Below are 15885 nucleotides of genomic sequence, written 5' to 3'. Positions count from 1 at the left end.
CGTCAGTCCTGTGCGCCGCGCAGTTTCGCGCAGAGTTCGGTGAGTGTGTCGAGTTCGTCGTCGGACAGTGCCGGGCCGACGTGCCGCCGGATGCTCGCCGCGTGCCTGCGTCCGACGGACTTCTGCACGCGCGCACCCTCGTCCGTCAGGGTGACGACGGTTCCCCGGCGGTCGCCGGGATCGCACTCCCGCGTGACGAATCCGGAGCCGGACAGCCGCTCGACGAGCCGGCTCAGCGACGGTTGGCTGAGCAGGATCTCCCGGTTGAGATCGTGCAGGCGCAGTCTGTGTCCGGGTGCCCGGGCGAGGGTGAACAGCACGTCGTATTCGCGCATGCTCAGTTCGTCCCACACGTCGTCGGCGGCGAGGTTGCGCATCACCGCGACCTGGGCGCGGAAGAGAGACTCCCACGCCTCGGCCGCTCGTTCGGTCCTACTGACGGGCGGCATCGACCGGCTCGCGATCGGCCTTCATCGACGCGTGCGTCGGCGGGTTGTCCGGCACGCCCGCAGGTCGCCGGGCGGCGAACTCCTTGCGCAACACGGGCACGACCTCGCCGCCGAGCAGATCCAGCTGCTCCAGCACCGTCTTCAGGGGAAGCCCCGCGTGGTCGACGAGGAACAACTGCCGCTGGTAGTCCCCGAAGAAGTCGGCGAACGTCAGGGTCTTCTCGATCACCTGTTCCGGTGTGCCGACGGTGAGCGGGGTCTGATCGGTGAAGTCCTCGAGGCTCGGCCCGTGGCCGTAGACAGGGGCGTTGTCGAAGTAGGGCCGGAACTCGTCGACGGCGTCCTTGGCGTTCCTGCGCATGAACACCTGCCCGCCCAGTCCGACGATCGCCTGGTCCGCGCGGCCGTGACCGTAGTGCTCGTACCGTTCGCGGTAGAGGTTGATCAGGGCGATGTAGTGCTCCTTGGGCCAGAAGATGTTGTTGGCGAAGAAGCCGTCACCGTGGAACGCCGCGATCTCGGCGATCTCCGGGCTGCGGATCGAGCCGTGCCACACGAAGGGCGGGATGCCGTCGAGCGGACGCGGGGTCGACGTGAAGCCCTGCAGCGGGGTGCGGAACTGTCCCTGCCAGTCCACGACGTCCTCGTCCCACAGCCGGCGCAGCAGCCGGTAGTGCTCGAGCGCCAGCGGAATTCCCTGGCGGATGTCCTGACCGAACCACGGGTAGACGGGGGCCGTGTTTCCGCGACCCATCATGAGATCCACCCGGCCGTCCGCGAGGTGCTGCAGCATCGCGTAGTCCTCGGCGATCTTCACCGGGTCGTTGGTGGTGATCAGCGTCGTGGACGTCGACAGGACGATCTTCTCGGTCTGCGCTGCGAGGTAGCCGAGCATCGTGGTCGGGGAGGACGGCACGAACGGCGGGTTGTGATGCTCGCCGGTGGCGAACACGTCGAGCCCGACGTCCTCGGCATGCTTGGCGATGGTCGTCATCGCCTTGATGCGTTCGTGCTCGGTGGGGGTGCGGCCGGTGGTGGGATCGGGGGTCACGTCGCCGACGGTGAAGATTCCGAACTGCATAGCTGTTCCTCTCGCGCCAGAACTCCATGCGTTTGCATGAACCTATTGCAACATTCAACCACTTCGCCCTATTCCGGAAACGGCCGAGGGCGGCAAGCGCAGTGCGCTTGCCGCCCTCGGCGACACTCGGATCGAACGAGCCCGATCAGTGCATCATGACCGTGGGGGCACCTTCCGCCTCGAGCTGCGGGTTGACCGACTTCTTGCGCGGCAGCAGGAACGCCGGGATGAGCGTCAACGCGATCAGCACGGTGGCGACCAGGAACGTGTTGCCGAACGCATCGGCGGCCTGACTCAGGACCTGGTCCACCATCCCGGGAGGCTCCTGCGCGGCGACCTCGGGCACGTGCTGCATCGCGACCGTCTGGCTGTCGAGACCGCGATCGAGCAACTGGTTGGTGAGGACCACCGACATGACGGCGGTACCGATCGAACCCGCGGTCTGCTGGACGATGTTCATCAGCGTGGAACCGCGCGCGACCTGCTCGTTGGACAGCGTGACGATCGCTGCGGTCATCAGCGGCATCATCGTGCAGCCCATGCCCATGCCCATCACGAACAGCGCACCCATCAGCAGCCAGGTCGGTGAGTCCGACGCCACCTGCGTGAAGACGCCCAGACCGATCAGGATCAGCGGCAGACCCGTCAGCACGATCTTGCCGGGGCCGATCTTGTCGACGAGACGTCCGGCCACCGGCATGGTCAGCATCGCGCCGATACCCTGCGGCGCCATCAGCAGACCAGCGGCGAGCGTGGTGTGCCCGCCGACCTGGATGAAGTAGCTGGGAAACAGCAGACCGGCACCCATGAACGCGACGATGAACAGCGACGTCGTGATGACCGCGACCGACAGCTGCCGGTTCTTGAACAGGTGCAGGTCGATCAGCGGGTGATCCTTGCGGAGCGCGTGGAACACGAACGCGACGATCAGCGCCAAGCCGACCGCACCGGGCACGAGCACGCGAGCCGAAGCAACGGTTCCCACCTCCGGGATGGACGACACACCGAACAGGAACAGAGCCAGACCCGGCGAGAGCAGCAGCATGCCGAGGAAGTCGAAGGACTCGGACGGCGACGCGTTGTCGGACGGCAGGATGATGAACGCAGCAGCCAGGGCGATGATGCCGATGGGCAGGTTGATCAGGAAGATCCAGTGCCAGCTCGCCGCCTCGATCAGCCAGCCACCGAGGATCGGACCACCGATGGGGCCGAGCAGCATGGGGATTCCGAGAACCGCCATGACCCTGCCGACGCGGTCGGGGCCGGCCGCCTTCGTCATGATCGTCATGCCGAGCGGCATCAACATGCCGCCGCCGAGGCCCTGCAGGACGCGGAAGCCGATGAGCGACGTGATGTCCCACGCGAAGCTACACAGCACCGAGCCGAGGACGAACAGCACGAGCGCCGTCATGTAGAGGCGCTTGGTGCCGAATCGGTCGGCCGCCCACCCGGTGACCGGGATGACCGTGGCCAGGGCGAGTGTGTACGCGGTCATCGTCCATGCGACGGTGGCGTACGTGGTGTCGAATTCCGTGGCGAACGTCGGCAACGCGACGCTGACGACGGTCACGTCGAGGATCGACATGATGGCACCGAGCACCACCACGGACGCGATCTTGAGGACCGTGCCGTCGAGCTTATCGGGCGCCGCGTTCGCGGCGGTCGGCGATGTCATCCGAGTATCTCCTGGTTGAGTTCTCGCAGGGACTCCCCCGCGAGGATCGGTTGTAGTGCCTCGATCAGCCGAGTCCGCTCGATCTCCGGAACCCGCCATGCGAACCGTCGCAACTGATCACGCTTGCATTCGATGTGCTGGGTAGCGACCTTATGTCCGGCCTCCGACAGGGAGACCCGCTTGACCCGCCGGTCGCGTTCGTCTTCCCGGCGAACGACCAGACCCAGCTTCACGAGTTGATCGACGTTCCGACCCGCTGCGGCCACCGAGAGCCGCAACCGCTCGGCCACCTCGTTGATCGGAAGTGGCTCACCGTGCTGAACCAGCGCGAAGAGCATGCGCACCTGCGAGAACGTGAGGTCCAGCTCGATGAGGTTGTCCATCGACTCCGACTCCCCCGCACTCAACAGTTGGGTGAAGAAGTCGTTGAGTAGTTCGAAGAGAAGATCAGGAGATTTGTCGGGCACCCTCAAATACTAGCGCTCATGCAACTATTGCCCAAGGGCAACTATGACGCAACCGAATAAATGGTGTCAGGTGTCACATTCCCCGGCGGCACCCTCGACCTGCGGGTTCAGTCCTGAACGAGCACCGCTTTGCCCAGCACGAGGCCGGCCTCGAGATCACGCAGTGCGTCCGCGGCCCGCTCGAGCGGATACCGAGAGGTGACCACGGGACGCAGTCCGCGCTCCACGTGCCGGATCAACGCGGCATGCACCTCCTTCAGCGCATTCGGTTCGGTCCGGATGAACTCACCCCACGCCGCACCCACGATGCTGATGTTGCGGAACAGCACCCGGTTCACCTTCACCTCGGGGATCGCCCCGCCCGCGAAACCGATCACGACCAGCCTGCCTTCCGGGGCCAGCACCCGGACGGCCTCGTCGAACGCGTCGCCGCCGACCGGATCGACCACGATCTGCGCGCCCCGGCCGCCGGTCAGCTCACGGACCCGGGCGCCCCAGCCGTCGCCGAGGCGGACGACCTCGTCGGCCCCCAGTTCGCGCAGGAAGTCGTCGGCCCCGTCCCGGCGCACCACCGCGATCACGCGGGCGCCGTGCGCCTTGGCCAACTGGATGGTGGACGTTCCCACCCCACCCGCCGCGCCGAGGACGACGACGGTTTCGTCTGCCCGCAGCCGAGCCCGGCGCTCCAGCGCGAATTCCATCGTCTGATAGTTGATGATCAGCGACGCCGCTTCGTCGAAATCCAGGATCGACGGGATGGGCAGCACCTGCGCCGGCGGCACCGCGACCCGTTCGGCGTAACCGCCGACCTGCGACGCCGCGAGCACCCGGCGACCGGGCTCGAACCCGCTGCCTGCCGGTGCGGACACCACGACACCCGCGACTTCGGCACCGGGAACGAACGGCAACTCGGGGCCCAGCTGATATTTGCCGTAGCTGATCAGCAGGTCGGGGAAGCACACACCGCTGGCCTTGACGTCGATCAGGACGAGTCCGTCGGCCGCTGGTTCGGGGATGTCCTGCAGCGTCATGCCGCCCGGCCCCGACAGCTCTGTCACCACCACTGCGCGCATGCTCGAAACATTAGACGCGCAGGGGTGGCGAGAGGCGTCAACGAGCGAACAGCCGCTTCCGCCTGCGGGCGACGGAGACCAGCTCGACCGTGTCGGTCATCTTGACGCGGGGCCGGCCGGACCCCGCCGCGCGGCCGGTCTCCGCCTTGTCGATCGCACGCCAGCCGGGGAAGCCGATCTGTTCCGGCTGGCGTCGCTCGATCAGCTTCTTCACGTCCTTGCGGGTGCCGACCGTGCCGAGGAGCTTTCCGGCCTCGAAATCCGCGAGCAGCGACGACACCGTCTCCTTCGCGCACGCCTTGTTGGTGCCGATGACGCCGCTGGGACCACGCTTGATCCATCCGGTCACGTACACCCGGTCGGTGACCCGGCCGTGCTCGTTGGGGATCACGCCGCGCTTCTCGTCGAACGCGACACCGCCGACGGGATTGCCGCGGTACCCGATGGAGCGCAGCACGAGCGAGGTGTCCAGCGAGCCCTCCTCGCCCCGAGCCCGGGCGGACAACGTGCCGGACTCGTCGACCACCAGTTCGTTGCGTCCGTAGCGCAGGGCCTCGGCCTTGCCGGATCCGGTGACCTCGAGCGGCGACGCCAGGTAGCGGAACACGATGCGCTTGTGACCGGGCCGCGGGGCACGCTGCGCGAACTCCCGTGCCAGCCGGACCTTCATCGCGGTGGCCGGATCGTCCAGCAGTGCCTCACTGGCCGGATCCAGGTCGAGGTCGGCGTCGTCGATGACGACGTCCACGTTCTCGAGGTCGCCGAGCGCCAGGAACTCGGGGTTGCTGTAGGCGGCCTGCGCGGGCCCGCGGCGGCCGAGGAGCACGACCTCCTCGATGTTGCTGCGCCGCAGCGCGGCGAGGGCGTGATCGGCGATGTCCGTCCGCTCCAGCTCCTCGACGTTCATCGTGAGGATCCGGGCCACGTCGAGCGCGACGTTGCCGTTGCCGACGATCACCGCGCGCTTCGCGGACAGGTCGAACGTGCGCTCCGCGTAGTCCGGGTGGCCGTTGTACCAGGCCACGAACTCGGTGGCAGCGTGCACGCCGGGAATGTCCTCACCCGGGATTCCCAGTCGCCGGTCGCTCGACGCCCCGACGGCGTAGATGACGGCGTGGTGATTCTCCAGCAGCTCGTCGTGGGTGACGTGCTTGCCGACCTCGACGTTGAGGTGGAACTCGAAGTTCGGCCGGTCGAGGCTCCATTCGAACATCCGGGTCACCTCCTTGGTGCCGGGATGGTCGGGTGCGACACCGGCGCGGACGAGTCCCCACGGGGTCGGGAGCTTCTCGAACATCTCGACCTCGACGTCCGAACGTTCGAGCAGTTCACCCGCCGCGTAGCAGGCCGCGGGGCCGGCGCCGACGACGGCGACCCGGAGTGTGCCGAGGTCACGGCGCGGCGGAGTCGCCGGCGTGAGGGGGATCCACCCGGTCGGCATCGGGTTGGTCGTGTAGTACTCGGCGTTGATCTCCTTGTAGCGGGTGAGCGAACCGATGAGCTTGTCTTCCGGGAAGATCGCGTCGACCGGACAGGCATCGACGCAGGCCCCGCAGTCGATGCAGGTTTCCGGGTCGATGTGCAGCATCTCGGTCTGCGCGAATTCCCGCTCCTCCGGTGTCGGATGGATGCAGTTCACGGGGCATGCGGAGACGCAGCTCGCGTCGTTGCAGCACGCCTGGGTGATGACATATGCCATTGCGGTTTCCTCACACCTGTCCGGACCATCGAACTCGTTTGTGTTACACGTAGTAACAGTTATATGGACTGTACTGAGAATCGCGTCCGCAAACAAGCACCGGCGCCGGATGGAAGAATCAAAGCTCCGTCCACGAGCGAAGGAACCGCATCTTGGCACTCGACCTACCCCTCGCCGCTCCCCCCGCACACGGCCGCTTCTTCGAGACGTCCTGGCCGGTCCGCACCGGCGACATCGATGCCGCCAAGCGCCTCCGTCTCGACGGGATCGCGCGCTATCTGCAGGACGCCGGTCTGGACAACCTCGACGCGGTCGACGCCGCCGACAGCCACCCGCTGTGGATCGTCCGGCGCACCGTCATCGACGTCGTGCGGCCCGCGGTGTGGCCCGAGCGGGTGCACCTGCGGCGCTGGTGCTCGGCACTGTCGACCCGTTGGACGAACATGCGGGTCCAGATCGAGGGTGAGGCGGGCGCGCTCATCGAGACCGAAGGTTTCTGGATCCACATCAGCGGCGAAACGGGAATGCCCACCCGCATCGACGACGGGTTCATCGAACGCCTCGGGGAATCGGCGGACGAACACCGGCTCAAGTGGAAGCGGTGGCTCGTCGAGAATGCTCCGGCCGCCGACGAGGACGGCATCGTGGACACCGAGTTCGTCCTGCGCCGCACCGACATCGACCCGTTCGACCACGTCAACAACGCCGTCTACTGGCAGGCCGTCGAAGAACTGCTCGCCGACCACGAGCATCCGGGCGGTGGCCGCCTCGTCGACAACCCCCATCGCGCCGTGCTCGAATACCTCTCGCCCATCGTGTCGACCGACCGGATCGTCCTGCGTTCGCGGCGGGACGACACGTCGCTGACCGTGTGGTTCCTGGTCGACGACGCCCTGCGCGCCGTGGCCCGGGTCGGGCCACTCACCACTTGATCAGACCATCTGCTGGGTGCCGATCACCCGCAACAGGTCGAGTCTGGCCCGCGCATCGGAGCCCGGCTGCGGCATGTACACGAGCAGGTGCTGGTAGGCGCTCGGGGTCAGCAGCGTCTCGCAGACGAGGTCGATACGTCCGACCTCGGCGTGGAGGACGGTCTTCGTGTCGGACCGGCGGACGGCCACATCGTGCCTGTCCCAGAGCGCCGCGAACTCGGTGCTGCTCTCGTAGAGGCGGTCCACCAGTTCCGTCACGTCGGCGTCACCCGCCCGCCGGGCGGCTGTCGCCCGCAGATCCGCGACGTGACGTCCGGCGAGCCGCTCGTGATCGTCTTCAGGGAACATCCCGCGCTCGCCGGGGTGCGCGAACCACCGCCACGGCACGTACCGATCGAGACCCGAATACCGGGACGCGTCGCCGAACAGGATCACGTGCATGCGGTTCTGGACCAGCACTTCCCCGAGGTCCGAGATGACGCAGCCCGGGGTGTCGTCGAGCTTGTCGAGCAGATGCAGCAGTCCCGGTCCGACGTGCTTGTTGCCCGCGGCCCGCATCGGCGGAACCTGACCCGACAACAGGTAGAGATGGTCGCGCTGATCGTCGGTCAGCCGCAGCGCCCGCGCGATCGACGCCAGGACCTGCGTCGACGGATGCGGGCCGCGTGCCTGCTCGAGTCGCGTGTAGTAGTCCGTCGACATTCCCGCGAGCATCGCCACCTCGTCGCGCCGGAGCCCCGGCGTCCGCCGCCGCACTCCCGGTGGCAGTCCGACGTCGGCCGGAACCAACTGTTCCCTGCGACGGCGGAGGAAGTCGGCCAACTCGGAGCGGTTCATGAATCAACTGTGCCGGACCCGTCTGCCCGCTGCCAGGGATCGCCGGTCCCCCGATGAGCGGTCTCTGGTTGCCGCTCCCGGCGACGGCGACGCTGGTAACAGTCCGGAACAGCCACCGACCATCGGAGCAGAACATGATCAGCACCACCGCACTCGGAACCACCGGTCCCACCGTCAGCCGGCTCGGCCTCGGCGCCATGGGCATGTCCGGGATGTACGGCAAGACGGACGACGCGGAGTCCGTCGCCACGATCCACGCGGCGCTCGACGCAGGGATCGACCTCGTCGACACCGGGGACTTCTACGGATCGGGCCACAACGAGTCCCTGATCGGCAAGGCCCTCGCCGGCCGCCGACGCGAGGACGTGACGCTCAGCGTCAAGTTCGGCGGCCTGCGCGGCCCCGGCGGCACATGGGCCGGAGTCGACACGCGACCTGAGTCGATCCGGAACTTCCTCGCGTACTCGCTGCAGCGTCTCGGCGTCGACTACATCGACATCTACCGCCCCGCCCGTCTCGACCCCGACGTGCCGATCGAGGACACCGTCGGCACGATCGGTGAACTCGTCGAGGCCGGCTACGTGCGCCACATCGGCCTGTCCGAGATGGGTCCCGAGACCCTTCGCCGAGCAGCGGCGGTGCACCCGATCGTGGACCTGCAGATTGAGTACTCGCTCGTCTCCCGGGGTATCGAGGCCGAGATCCTCCCGCTCTGCCGGGAACTCGGGATCGGCGTGACGGCCTACGGCGTACTCTCCCGAGGCCTGCTCAGCGACTCGCTGCGCACCGATCAGACCCTCGCGGCCGACGACTTCCGCGCACACAGCCCCCGATTCCAAGGCGAGAACCTCCGGCAGAACCTCACCCTCGTCGACTCGCTCGCCGCCGTGGCCGCGCAGCACGGGGTGAGCGTCGCGCAGCTGGCGATCGCGTGGGTACTCGCCCAGGGCGACGACATCGTGCCCGTCGTCGGAGCGCGCACCGTCGCCCGGCTCGAGGAGACGCTCGGCGCACTCGACGTCCACCTCGGCGCCGGTGACCTCGCGGCCATCGCGGCAGCGGTTCCCGACACCGCTGTCGCCGGGGAACGCTACGCGCCCGCGCAGATGGCCCAGCTCGACAGTGAACGCGTCGGCGTGGGGCGCTAGCGTCTAGCCATGGCCTCGCACAGCTCGTCGCGGAATCGCACCCTGATCCTGATGCGCCACGGCAAGTCGGCGTACCCGGAGGGGGTCGCGGATCACGAGCGGCCGTTGGCGGCGCGCGGCCGGAAGCAGGCGGGTCTGGCCGGTGAGTGGCTGCGGTCGACTCAGCCGCCGATCGACGCCGTGCTGTGTTCGACCGCGCGCCGCACCCGGGAAACGCTGGAGGCGACCCGGGTCGGCGCTCCCGCCCGGTTCGCCGAGGAGCTGTACGGCGCGTACCCGTCCGAGGTGCTCATGGAGATCGTGCGGGTCGCACCGTCGGTGCGTACCCTGCTGGTGGCCGGGCACGTTCCCGGCATGCCGTCGACGGCACTGGATCTGGCGGGCAACCCCGATACCGGGGAGGCCAACCTGATGCGGGAGAAGTTCCCGACGTCCGCGCTCGCCGTCCTCACGGTGCCGTGCGACTGGAACGAACTCACGTCGAGCGCGGCGTCACTCGCCGCGTTCCACGTTCCGCGGTAGCGGTCTCAGAACAGCTTCCGGCCGACGACGGCGACGACACCCAGAATGAGGACCAGCACGAGGGCTGACCAGAATCCGAACAGCCACCACACCACCCCGAAGACGACCAGCGCCGGGGCCACGGTGATGAGTGCGATCGTGGGGCTTTCCCGCAGCACTTCGAGTGCCGACTCGGTCTTGACGCGATCGATCTTCTTCTCGGACATCTCGTCTCCGTTCAGCTAAACCACGCATATCGGACAGGTGTGCTCGAGGATAGTCTTCACGGACGAGAACCAGCCTCCGAGCGAGGGCAGACGAGCGGCGAGGGGATGAGGAAAGCGCAGTGACCACCCGACAGGAGAAGGCCGCCCAGACGCGCGGCAACGCACGGTGATGGCCGCGCTCCGTGACGCAGCCCTCGTCGATCCCGCGTTCGCGCAGCGGATGCACGACTTCGGGATCGAACAGATGAAGCCGTGGGCCGAACTCCTCACGGCACTCGCCGCGGACGGCGCGCACCTCCCCGCGAGCCCCGACGTCAGTGCCCAGCTGATCGCCGCGGTGGCGACCGCCTTCGTCGGCCTGCGGGACGGCGGCGACGACGAGGGCATCGCCGCACTCACCCGGTTCGTCGAGCGCGGCCTCCTCGGCTAACTGCCCGGGAACGTCACGACGTCGAGGTACAGAGGCATCTCGTCGGTGCGCGACCCGGTCTGCGTTCCCGTCGCGTCGACCACCGGGGCGCCGGCGGTCGCAGCGGCCTCGAAGCTCTCCCCCGTCACCCGCCCGTCGAGGTCGAAGTCCTCGAACTCGAACGGAATGCCGTTCGACGCCAGATAGTCCGGCCCGTCCATCAGATGGAAGTGCAGATGCGGTGCGTCGGTGTTTCCGCTGTTGCCCAGCAGCCCGAGTTGGTCGCCCGCCCGCAGATCCTGGCCGACGCTGATGTCGTCGACGCTGCCGGGCTGCAGATGCGCGTAGAACGCGTACCGCCCGTTCCCGATGTCCTGGACGACGTGATTTCCGCCGTACTGGTCGAGGGGCAGTCCCTGCGGACTGGCACCCGGAACCTGTTCGGACAGATCACCCACGACGGCGATCACCTTGCCGTCCGACACCGCACGGACGGGTGCGCCGTAGTACTCGTAGCTCGACAATTGAGTCTTGTCGCCGACGTAGATGCGTCCCTGCTCGTCGAGTTGGACGAAGTCGATCGCGAAGCGCTCGGCCGCGAGCATCCGTCCGTTGATCGGCAGCACGGCCGCGCGGTGGGACGTGACCGTGCAGCAGCCGGTGCCGTCGAGCCACCGCGGCCCGTCGAGGGGAGCGCGGATCCGGACGGCGTCGCGGGTGTCGACTTCGGTGTCAGCCACGTTCTCGGCCAGCTGGGACGGCACGAGCGACGTCGCCTGCGGGAAGTCGACGTTCACGACGTGGCCGAGGCTACGGGGCACGTCGTCGGGACTGTTCAGTGTCGCGTCGATCCACACCAGCCCCTGCTGTCCGGGGGTGAGAACGGTGCCGGTCCTCGGTCCACCGCCGAGGGCCTGGAACCACGGTGTCAGCGCCTCGCCGCTCAGGTCCACCAGCGTGCGGCCGTCGCCCTTCACCTGCAGCGACGTGATCGTCGCCGGCTGCGAACCGGTATTCGTCAGCCGCAGTTCGTAGGCGAGATGCACGCGACCGTCGCTGCCCGTCACCGGGATAGGCGCGGCCACCACATCCGCGACCACCGGAGTGAGCACGGCGGGACCGGCGGACGTGGCCGGCGCCGCCGACGACGTCGCCTCGCTCTGCTCGGTGTCCGAGGCCGTGCAGGAGGTCGCTGCCCCCATGACGACGGCGAGAAGAAGCGCGATGGCGAACCTCGACCGGGCCATCATCCGACGCTAGCAACGGCGAACACCCGGCGACAAGGCAAGGAAACAGATGAAGGCCCCACCCCCGAAGAGAGAGGGGTGGGGCCTTCGTCCTTGGTGAGTGCCCGGCGAGTCCTGGGACTCGTCAACCGCTCACGGGCGCGGAGCGCCTACCGGTAATCGTTGCTGAAACCGTAATCGTCCAGCGGCACCGCGGCACCGGTGTTCTGGCCGAAGCCGTCCGGGCTGTAGTACTGGTCGTCGTAGGACGGAACCGCGTACGCAGCAGCGCGGGCTTCTTCGGTCGGCTGAACCTGGATGTTGCGGTAACGGTTGATACCGGTACCGGCGGGGATCAGCTTTCCGATGATCACGTTTTCCTTCAGACCGATCAGCTTGTCCGAGCGGCAGTTGATCGCCGCATCGGTCAGCACGCGAGTGGTCTCCTGGAACGACGCCGCGGACAGCCACGAGTCGGTCGCCAGCGATGCCTTGGTGATACCCATCAGCACCGGACGTCCGGCTGCCGGCTCGCCACCCTCGGCGACGACACGGCGGTTGGCCGCTTCGAAGTCCGCACGCTCGGTCAGCGAACCGGGCAGGAACTCCGTGGCGCCCGAGTCGATGATCGTCACGCGACGCAGCATCTGGCGCACGATGACCTCGATGTGCTTGTCGTGGATCGACACACCCTGGCTCCGGTACACCTCCTGGACCTCGTTGACGAGGTGGATCTGCACCTGACGGGGGCCCATGACACGCAGCACCTCGTGCGGATCGGCAGCACCTTCCATCAGCTGCTGACCGACCTCGACGTGGTCACCGTCGGCCAGAAGGCGTTCGGTGCCGTCGTCGTGCTTGAAGACACGCAGACGCTGACGCTTCGAGAGCTTGTCGTAGACAACCTCTTCGCCACCGTCGTCCGGGACAATGGTGATCTTGTAGAAGCGGTCGCCGTCCTCGAGCTGCACGCGGCCACTGACGTCGGCGATCGGCGCCTTGCCCTTGGGGACGCGGGCCTCGAACAGCTCCTGAACACGCGGCAGACCACCGGTGATGTCGTCTCCGGCGACACCACCCTGGTGGAACGTACGCATGGTCAGCTGGGTACCGGGCTCACCGATGGACTGTGCGGCGACGATACCGACGGCCTCACCGATGTCGACGAGCTTGCCGGTGGCCATGGAGCGGCCGTAGCAGGTGGCGCAGACGCCGGTGCCGGTGGTGCAGGTGAGCACCGAGCGGACCTTGACCTGCGTGATGCCTGCCTCGAGCAGCGCGTCGATAGCCGGGTCGCCCAGGTCGTGTCCACGCTCGACGATGACGTTGCCGTTCTCGTCGACCGCGTCGGCGGCCAGGGTTCGGGCGTACGTGCTCGTCTCCACGTGAGCGTCGCGGATCAGCGTGCCGTCGGCCTGCTTCTCGGCGATCGTGGTGACGATGCCGCGCTCGGTTCCACAGTCGACCTCGCGAACGATGACGTCCTGCGAGACGTCCACCAGACGACGGGTCAGGTAACCCGAGTCGGCGGTGCGGAGCGCGGTGTCGGCCAGACCCTTACGGGCACCGTGCGTGTTGATGAAGTACTCGAGAACGGTCAGGCCTTCCTTGAAGGAAGACTTGATCGGACGCGGGATGAACTCACCCTTCGGGTTGGTCACCAGACCCTTCATACCGGCGAGCGAACGAACCTGAGTCATGTTGCCGGCGGCGCCGGACTTCACGATCATCGGGATCGGGTTGTCGTCGGGGAAGTGGGCCTCCATGGCCTTACCGACCTCGTCGGTGGCCTCGGACCAGATCTTGACCAGGGCGCTGTTGCGCTCGGTCTTGTTCAGAGCACCACGCTGGTACTTCTTCTCGATCTGGTCGGCCTGAGCCTCGAAGGACTCCATGATCTGAGCCTTCTCCGGCGGCACGAGGACGTCGGAGATCGAGACCGTGACACCCGAACGCGTGGCCCAGTAGAAACCGGCGTCCTTCAGCTTGTCGACGGTCTGCGCGACCACGATCATGGGGTAGCGCTCGGCGAGATCGTTGATGATCGTTGCCTGACGCTTCTTCGGCATCTGCTCGTTGACGAACGGGTAGTCCGCGGGCAGCAGCTCGTTGAAGAGCACGCGACCTAGCGTCGTCTCCGCGGTCCAGCCGTCACCGTAGTTCCAGCCCTCGGGGAACAGCTCCGACTCGATGTCGCGGGGGGGGCGCTGCTGCGTGAGCCGCACCTTGATCTTCGCCTGCACGACGAGCGCGCCACGATCGACGGCCATCTGAGCCTCGGCAGGCGAGGAGTACACGCCCTGCTCCGCCTCGTCGCTGGTCGACGCCGCGAGCTCACCGATCGCACCCTCGTCCAACCGGGTCAGGTGGTACAGACCGGTGACCATGTCCAGACGGGGCATGGCGAGCGGTCGTCCCGACGCGGGCGACAGGATGTTGTTCGACGACAGCATCAGGATGCGAGCCTCGGCCTGCGCCTCCGCGGACAGCGGAAGGTGTACGGCCATCTGGTCACCGTCGAAGTCGGCGTTGAAGGCCTCACACACCAGCGGGTGGAGCTGAATGGCCTTACCCTCGACCAGCTGCGGCTCGAAGGCCTGGATGCCCAGGCGGTGCAGCGTCGGTGCACGGTTCAGCAGCACGGGGTGCTCGGCGATGACCTCTTCGAGGACGTCCCACACCTGTGCGCGCTGACGTTCCACCATGCGCTTGGCGGACTTGATGTTCTGCGCGTGGTTCAGGTCGACCAGGCGCTTCATCACGAACGGCTTGAACAGCTCGAGAGCCATCAGCTTCGGCAGACCGCACTGGTGCAGCTTGAGCTGCGGGCCGACGACGATGACGGAACGACCCGAGTAATCGACGCGCTTACCGAGCAGGTTCTGACGGAAACGACCCTGCTTGCCCTTGAGCAGGTCGCTCAGGGACTTCAGCGGACGGTTACCGGGACCCGTGACCGGACGGCCACGACGGCCGTTGTCGAACAGCGCGTCCACGGACTCCTGCAGCATCCGCTTCTCGTTGTTGACGATGATCTCGGGGGCACCGAGGTCGATCAGTCGCTTGAGGCGGTTGTTGCGGTTGATCACGCGGCGGTACAGGTCGTTCAGGTCGGAGGTGGCGAAGCGGCCACCGTCGAGCTGAACCATCGGACGCAGCTCCGGCGGGATCACCGGGACGGCGTTCAGAACCATGCCCATGGGCGAGTTCTGGTTGACCTGGAAGGCTGCGACGACCTTGAGACGCTTCAGCGCACGGAGCTTCTTCTGCCCCTTGCCGCTGCGGATGGTCTCGCGGAGGTTCTCGGCCTCGGCGTCGATGTCGAAGCTCTCCATGAGCTTCTGGATCGACTCGGCACCCATCGCGCCCGTGAAGTACTCGCCGTAGCGGTCGACGAGCTCGCGGTACAGCAGTTCGTCGACGATGAGCTGCTTGACACTCAGCTTGGTGAACGTGGTCCAGATCTCGTCGAGACGATCCAGCTCACGCTGCGCGCGGTCACGGAGCTGACGCATCTCGCGCTCGCCGCCGTCCTTGACCTTGCGGCGGACGTCGGACTTCGCGCCCTCCGCCTCCAGCTCGGCGATGTCGGCTTCGAGCTTCTGAGCGCGGGCCTCGAGGTCGGCGTCACGCTGATCCGCGACGGACTTCTTCTCGACCTGCATCTCGGCTTCGAGAGTGGACAGCTCGTTGTGACGCAGTTCCTCGTCGACACCGACGATGACGTACGCGGCGAAGTAGATGATCTTTTCGAGATCCTTCGGCGCCAGGTCGAGCAGGTAGCCGAGACGGCTGGGCACGCCCTTGAAGTACCAGATGTGCGTGACCGGGGCAGCCAGTTCGATGTGGCCCATGCGCTCACGCCGAACCTTGGCGCGGGTCACCTCGACACCGCAGCGCTCACAGATGATGCCCTTGAAGCGGACACGCTTGTACTTACCGCAGTAGCACTCCCAGTCCCGGGTGGGGCCGAAGATCTTCTCGCAGAAGAGGCCGTCCTTCTCGGGCTTGAGCGTGCGGTAGTTGATGGTCTCCGGCTTCTTGACCTCGCCGTAGGACCAATTGCGGATGTCCTCTGCACTGGCGAGGCCAATGCGGAGTTCATCGAAGAAGTTGACGTCGAGCACGTAACTTCCTTTCCCCAGAGGGATTGTGGATCAG

The 15885-nt window shown here is 67.0% G+C and carries 14 protein-coding genes; 4 read left to right on the top strand and 10 right to left on the bottom strand.

The features are described from left to right. Positions 1 to 2: 2 nt before the first annotated feature. From GO592_RS04810 to GO592_RS04785, 6 genes are all read right to left on the bottom strand, one after another. Positions 3 to 449 (bottom strand): MarR family winged helix-turn-helix transcriptional regulator, encoded by a 447-nt coding sequence (locus tag GO592_RS04810; protein ID WP_007298059.1) that lies wholly within the window; start codon positions 447 to 449, stop codon positions 3 to 5. Beyond that, the gene (locus tag GO592_RS04805) at positions 433 to 1530 is read right to left on the bottom strand and encodes an LLM class flavin-dependent oxidoreductase (protein ID WP_007298060.1); all 1098 of its coding nucleotides are present in this window, start codon (positions 1528 to 1530) and stop codon (positions 433 to 435) included. Before GO592_RS04805 ends, GO592_RS04810 begins: the two co-directional genes overlap by 17 nt. 145 nt (positions 1531 to 1675) lie before the next feature. Further along, positions 1676 to 3205, bottom strand: coding sequence for a DHA2 family efflux MFS transporter permease subunit (locus GO592_RS04800; protein ID WP_005258217.1), 1530 nt, complete (start codon positions 3203 to 3205; stop codon positions 1676 to 1678). Then, the gene (locus tag GO592_RS04795) at positions 3202 to 3672 is read right to left on the bottom strand and encodes a MarR family winged helix-turn-helix transcriptional regulator (RefSeq protein WP_005574387.1); all 471 of its coding nucleotides are present in this window, start codon (positions 3670 to 3672) and stop codon (positions 3202 to 3204) included. Before GO592_RS04795 ends, GO592_RS04800 begins: the two co-directional genes overlap by 4 nt. A 107-nt stretch (positions 3673 to 3779) precedes the next feature. After that, positions 3780 to 4745 (bottom strand): NADPH:quinone oxidoreductase family protein, encoded by a 966-nt coding sequence (locus GO592_RS04790; protein ID WP_039951604.1) that lies wholly within the window; start codon positions 4743 to 4745, stop codon positions 3780 to 3782. Positions 4746 to 4782: 37 nt separating this feature from the next. Continuing rightward, on the bottom strand, positions 4783 to 6444 hold the full coding sequence (locus GO592_RS04785) for an FAD-dependent oxidoreductase (protein WP_007298062.1): 1662 nt from the start codon (positions 6442 to 6444) through the stop codon (positions 4783 to 4785). A gap of 152 nt (positions 6445 to 6596) precedes the next feature. On the opposite strand from GO592_RS04785, the gene GO592_RS04780 reads away from it, so the two are divergent. Further along, entirely contained in the window at positions 6597 to 7376 is a 780-nt protein-coding gene (locus GO592_RS04780; RefSeq protein ID WP_007298063.1) for an acyl-[acyl-carrier-protein] thioesterase, read from the top strand. On the opposite strand, the gene GO592_RS04775 is transcribed toward GO592_RS04780, so the two are convergent. Then, positions 7377 to 8213 carry a helix-turn-helix transcriptional regulator gene (locus tag GO592_RS04775; RefSeq protein WP_007298064.1) on the bottom strand — a complete coding sequence of 279 codons (837 nt, stop codon included), beginning with the start codon at positions 8211 to 8213 and terminating at the stop codon, positions 7377 to 7379. Between the two features lie 134 nt (positions 8214 to 8347). Here GO592_RS04775 and GO592_RS04770 point away from each other — a divergent pair, with 134 nt between their 5' ends. Continuing rightward, positions 8348 to 9361 (top strand): aldo/keto reductase, encoded by a 1014-nt coding sequence (locus tag GO592_RS04770; RefSeq protein WP_007298065.1) that lies wholly within the window; start codon positions 8348 to 8350, stop codon positions 9359 to 9361. Positions 9362 to 9370: 9 nt separating this feature from the next. Next, positions 9371 to 9883, top strand: coding sequence for a SixA phosphatase family protein (locus GO592_RS04765; protein ID WP_007298066.1), 513 nt, complete (start codon positions 9371 to 9373; stop codon positions 9881 to 9883). A gap of 5 nt (positions 9884 to 9888) precedes the next feature. On the opposite strand, the gene GO592_RS04760 is transcribed toward GO592_RS04765, so the two are convergent. After that, positions 9889 to 10089, bottom strand: a complete 201-nt coding sequence (locus GO592_RS04760; RefSeq protein ID WP_005258232.1) for a hypothetical protein — start codon at positions 10087 to 10089, stop codon at positions 9889 to 9891. A 169-nt stretch (positions 10090 to 10258) separates the two neighbouring features. Between GO592_RS04760 and GO592_RS04755 the strand changes: the two genes are divergently transcribed. Next, a complete protein-coding gene (locus tag GO592_RS04755; RefSeq protein ID WP_007298067.1) occupies positions 10259 to 10519 on the top strand; it encodes a hypothetical protein in 261 nt (86 codons plus the stop codon). Here GO592_RS04755 and GO592_RS04750 read toward each other — a convergent pair. Both GO592_RS04750 and GO592_RS04745 read right to left on the bottom strand, forming a co-directional pair. Next, on the bottom strand, positions 10516 to 11748 hold the full coding sequence (locus GO592_RS04750) for a M23 family metallopeptidase (RefSeq protein ID WP_050998631.1): 1233 nt from the start codon (positions 11746 to 11748) through the stop codon (positions 10516 to 10518). The genes GO592_RS04755 and GO592_RS04750 overlap by 4 nt on opposite strands. A gap of 146 nt (positions 11749 to 11894) precedes the next feature. Next, complete coding sequence (locus GO592_RS04745; RefSeq protein ID WP_005252128.1) at positions 11895 to 15851, bottom strand: DNA-directed RNA polymerase subunit beta'; 3957 nt, start codon at positions 15849 to 15851, stop codon at positions 11895 to 11897. Positions 15852 to 15885 lie beyond the last annotated feature (34 nt).

It is taken from the genome of Rhodococcus sp. 21391 (assembly GCF_016772255.1).
In the GTDB taxonomy this organism is placed as follows: domain Bacteria; phylum Actinomycetota; class Actinomycetes; order Mycobacteriales; family Mycobacteriaceae; genus Rhodococcus_F; species Rhodococcus_F opacus.
The sequence above is the reverse complement of the archived record's forward strand: the minus strand, read 5'-3'. Positions and strand labels throughout refer to the sequence as shown.

Excerpts from the sequence above, each read along its gene's own strand:
- GO592_RS04810 (WP_007298059.1), bottom strand. The coding sequence starts at position 449 with ATGCCGCCCGTCAGTAGGACCGAACGAGCGGCCGAGGCGTGGGAGTCT.
- GO592_RS04750 (WP_050998631.1), bottom strand. The coding sequence starts at position 11,748 with ATGATGGCCCGGTCGAGGTTCGCCATCGCGCTTCTTCTCGCCGTCGTC.
- GO592_RS04785 (WP_007298062.1), bottom strand. The coding sequence starts at position 6,444 with ATGGCATATGTCATCACCCAGGCGTGCTGCAACGACGCGAGCTGCGTC.
- GO592_RS04765 (WP_007298066.1), top strand. The coding sequence starts at position 9,371 with ATGGCCTCGCACAGCTCGTCGCGGAATCGCACCCTGATCCTGATGCGC.
- GO592_RS04800 (WP_005258217.1), bottom strand. The coding sequence starts at position 3,205 with ATGACATCGCCGACCGCCGCGAACGCGGCGCCCGATAAGCTCGACGGC.
- GO592_RS04755 (WP_007298067.1), top strand. The coding sequence starts at position 10,259 with ATGGCCGCGCTCCGTGACGCAGCCCTCGTCGATCCCGCGTTCGCGCAG.
- GO592_RS04775 (WP_007298064.1), bottom strand. The coding sequence starts at position 8,213 with ATGAACCGCTCCGAGTTGGCCGACTTCCTCCGCCGTCGCAGGGAACAG.
- GO592_RS04805 (WP_007298060.1), bottom strand. The coding sequence starts at position 1,530 with ATGCAGTTCGGAATCTTCACCGTCGGCGACGTGACCCCCGATCCCACC.
- GO592_RS04770 (WP_007298065.1), top strand. The coding sequence starts at position 8,348 with ATGATCAGCACCACCGCACTCGGAACCACCGGTCCCACCGTCAGCCGG.
- GO592_RS04790 (WP_039951604.1), bottom strand. The coding sequence starts at position 4,745 with ATGCGCGCAGTGGTGGTGACAGAGCTGTCGGGGCCGGGCGGCATGACG.
- GO592_RS04760 (WP_005258232.1), bottom strand. The coding sequence starts at position 10,089 with ATGTCCGAGAAGAAGATCGATCGCGTCAAGACCGAGTCGGCACTCGAA.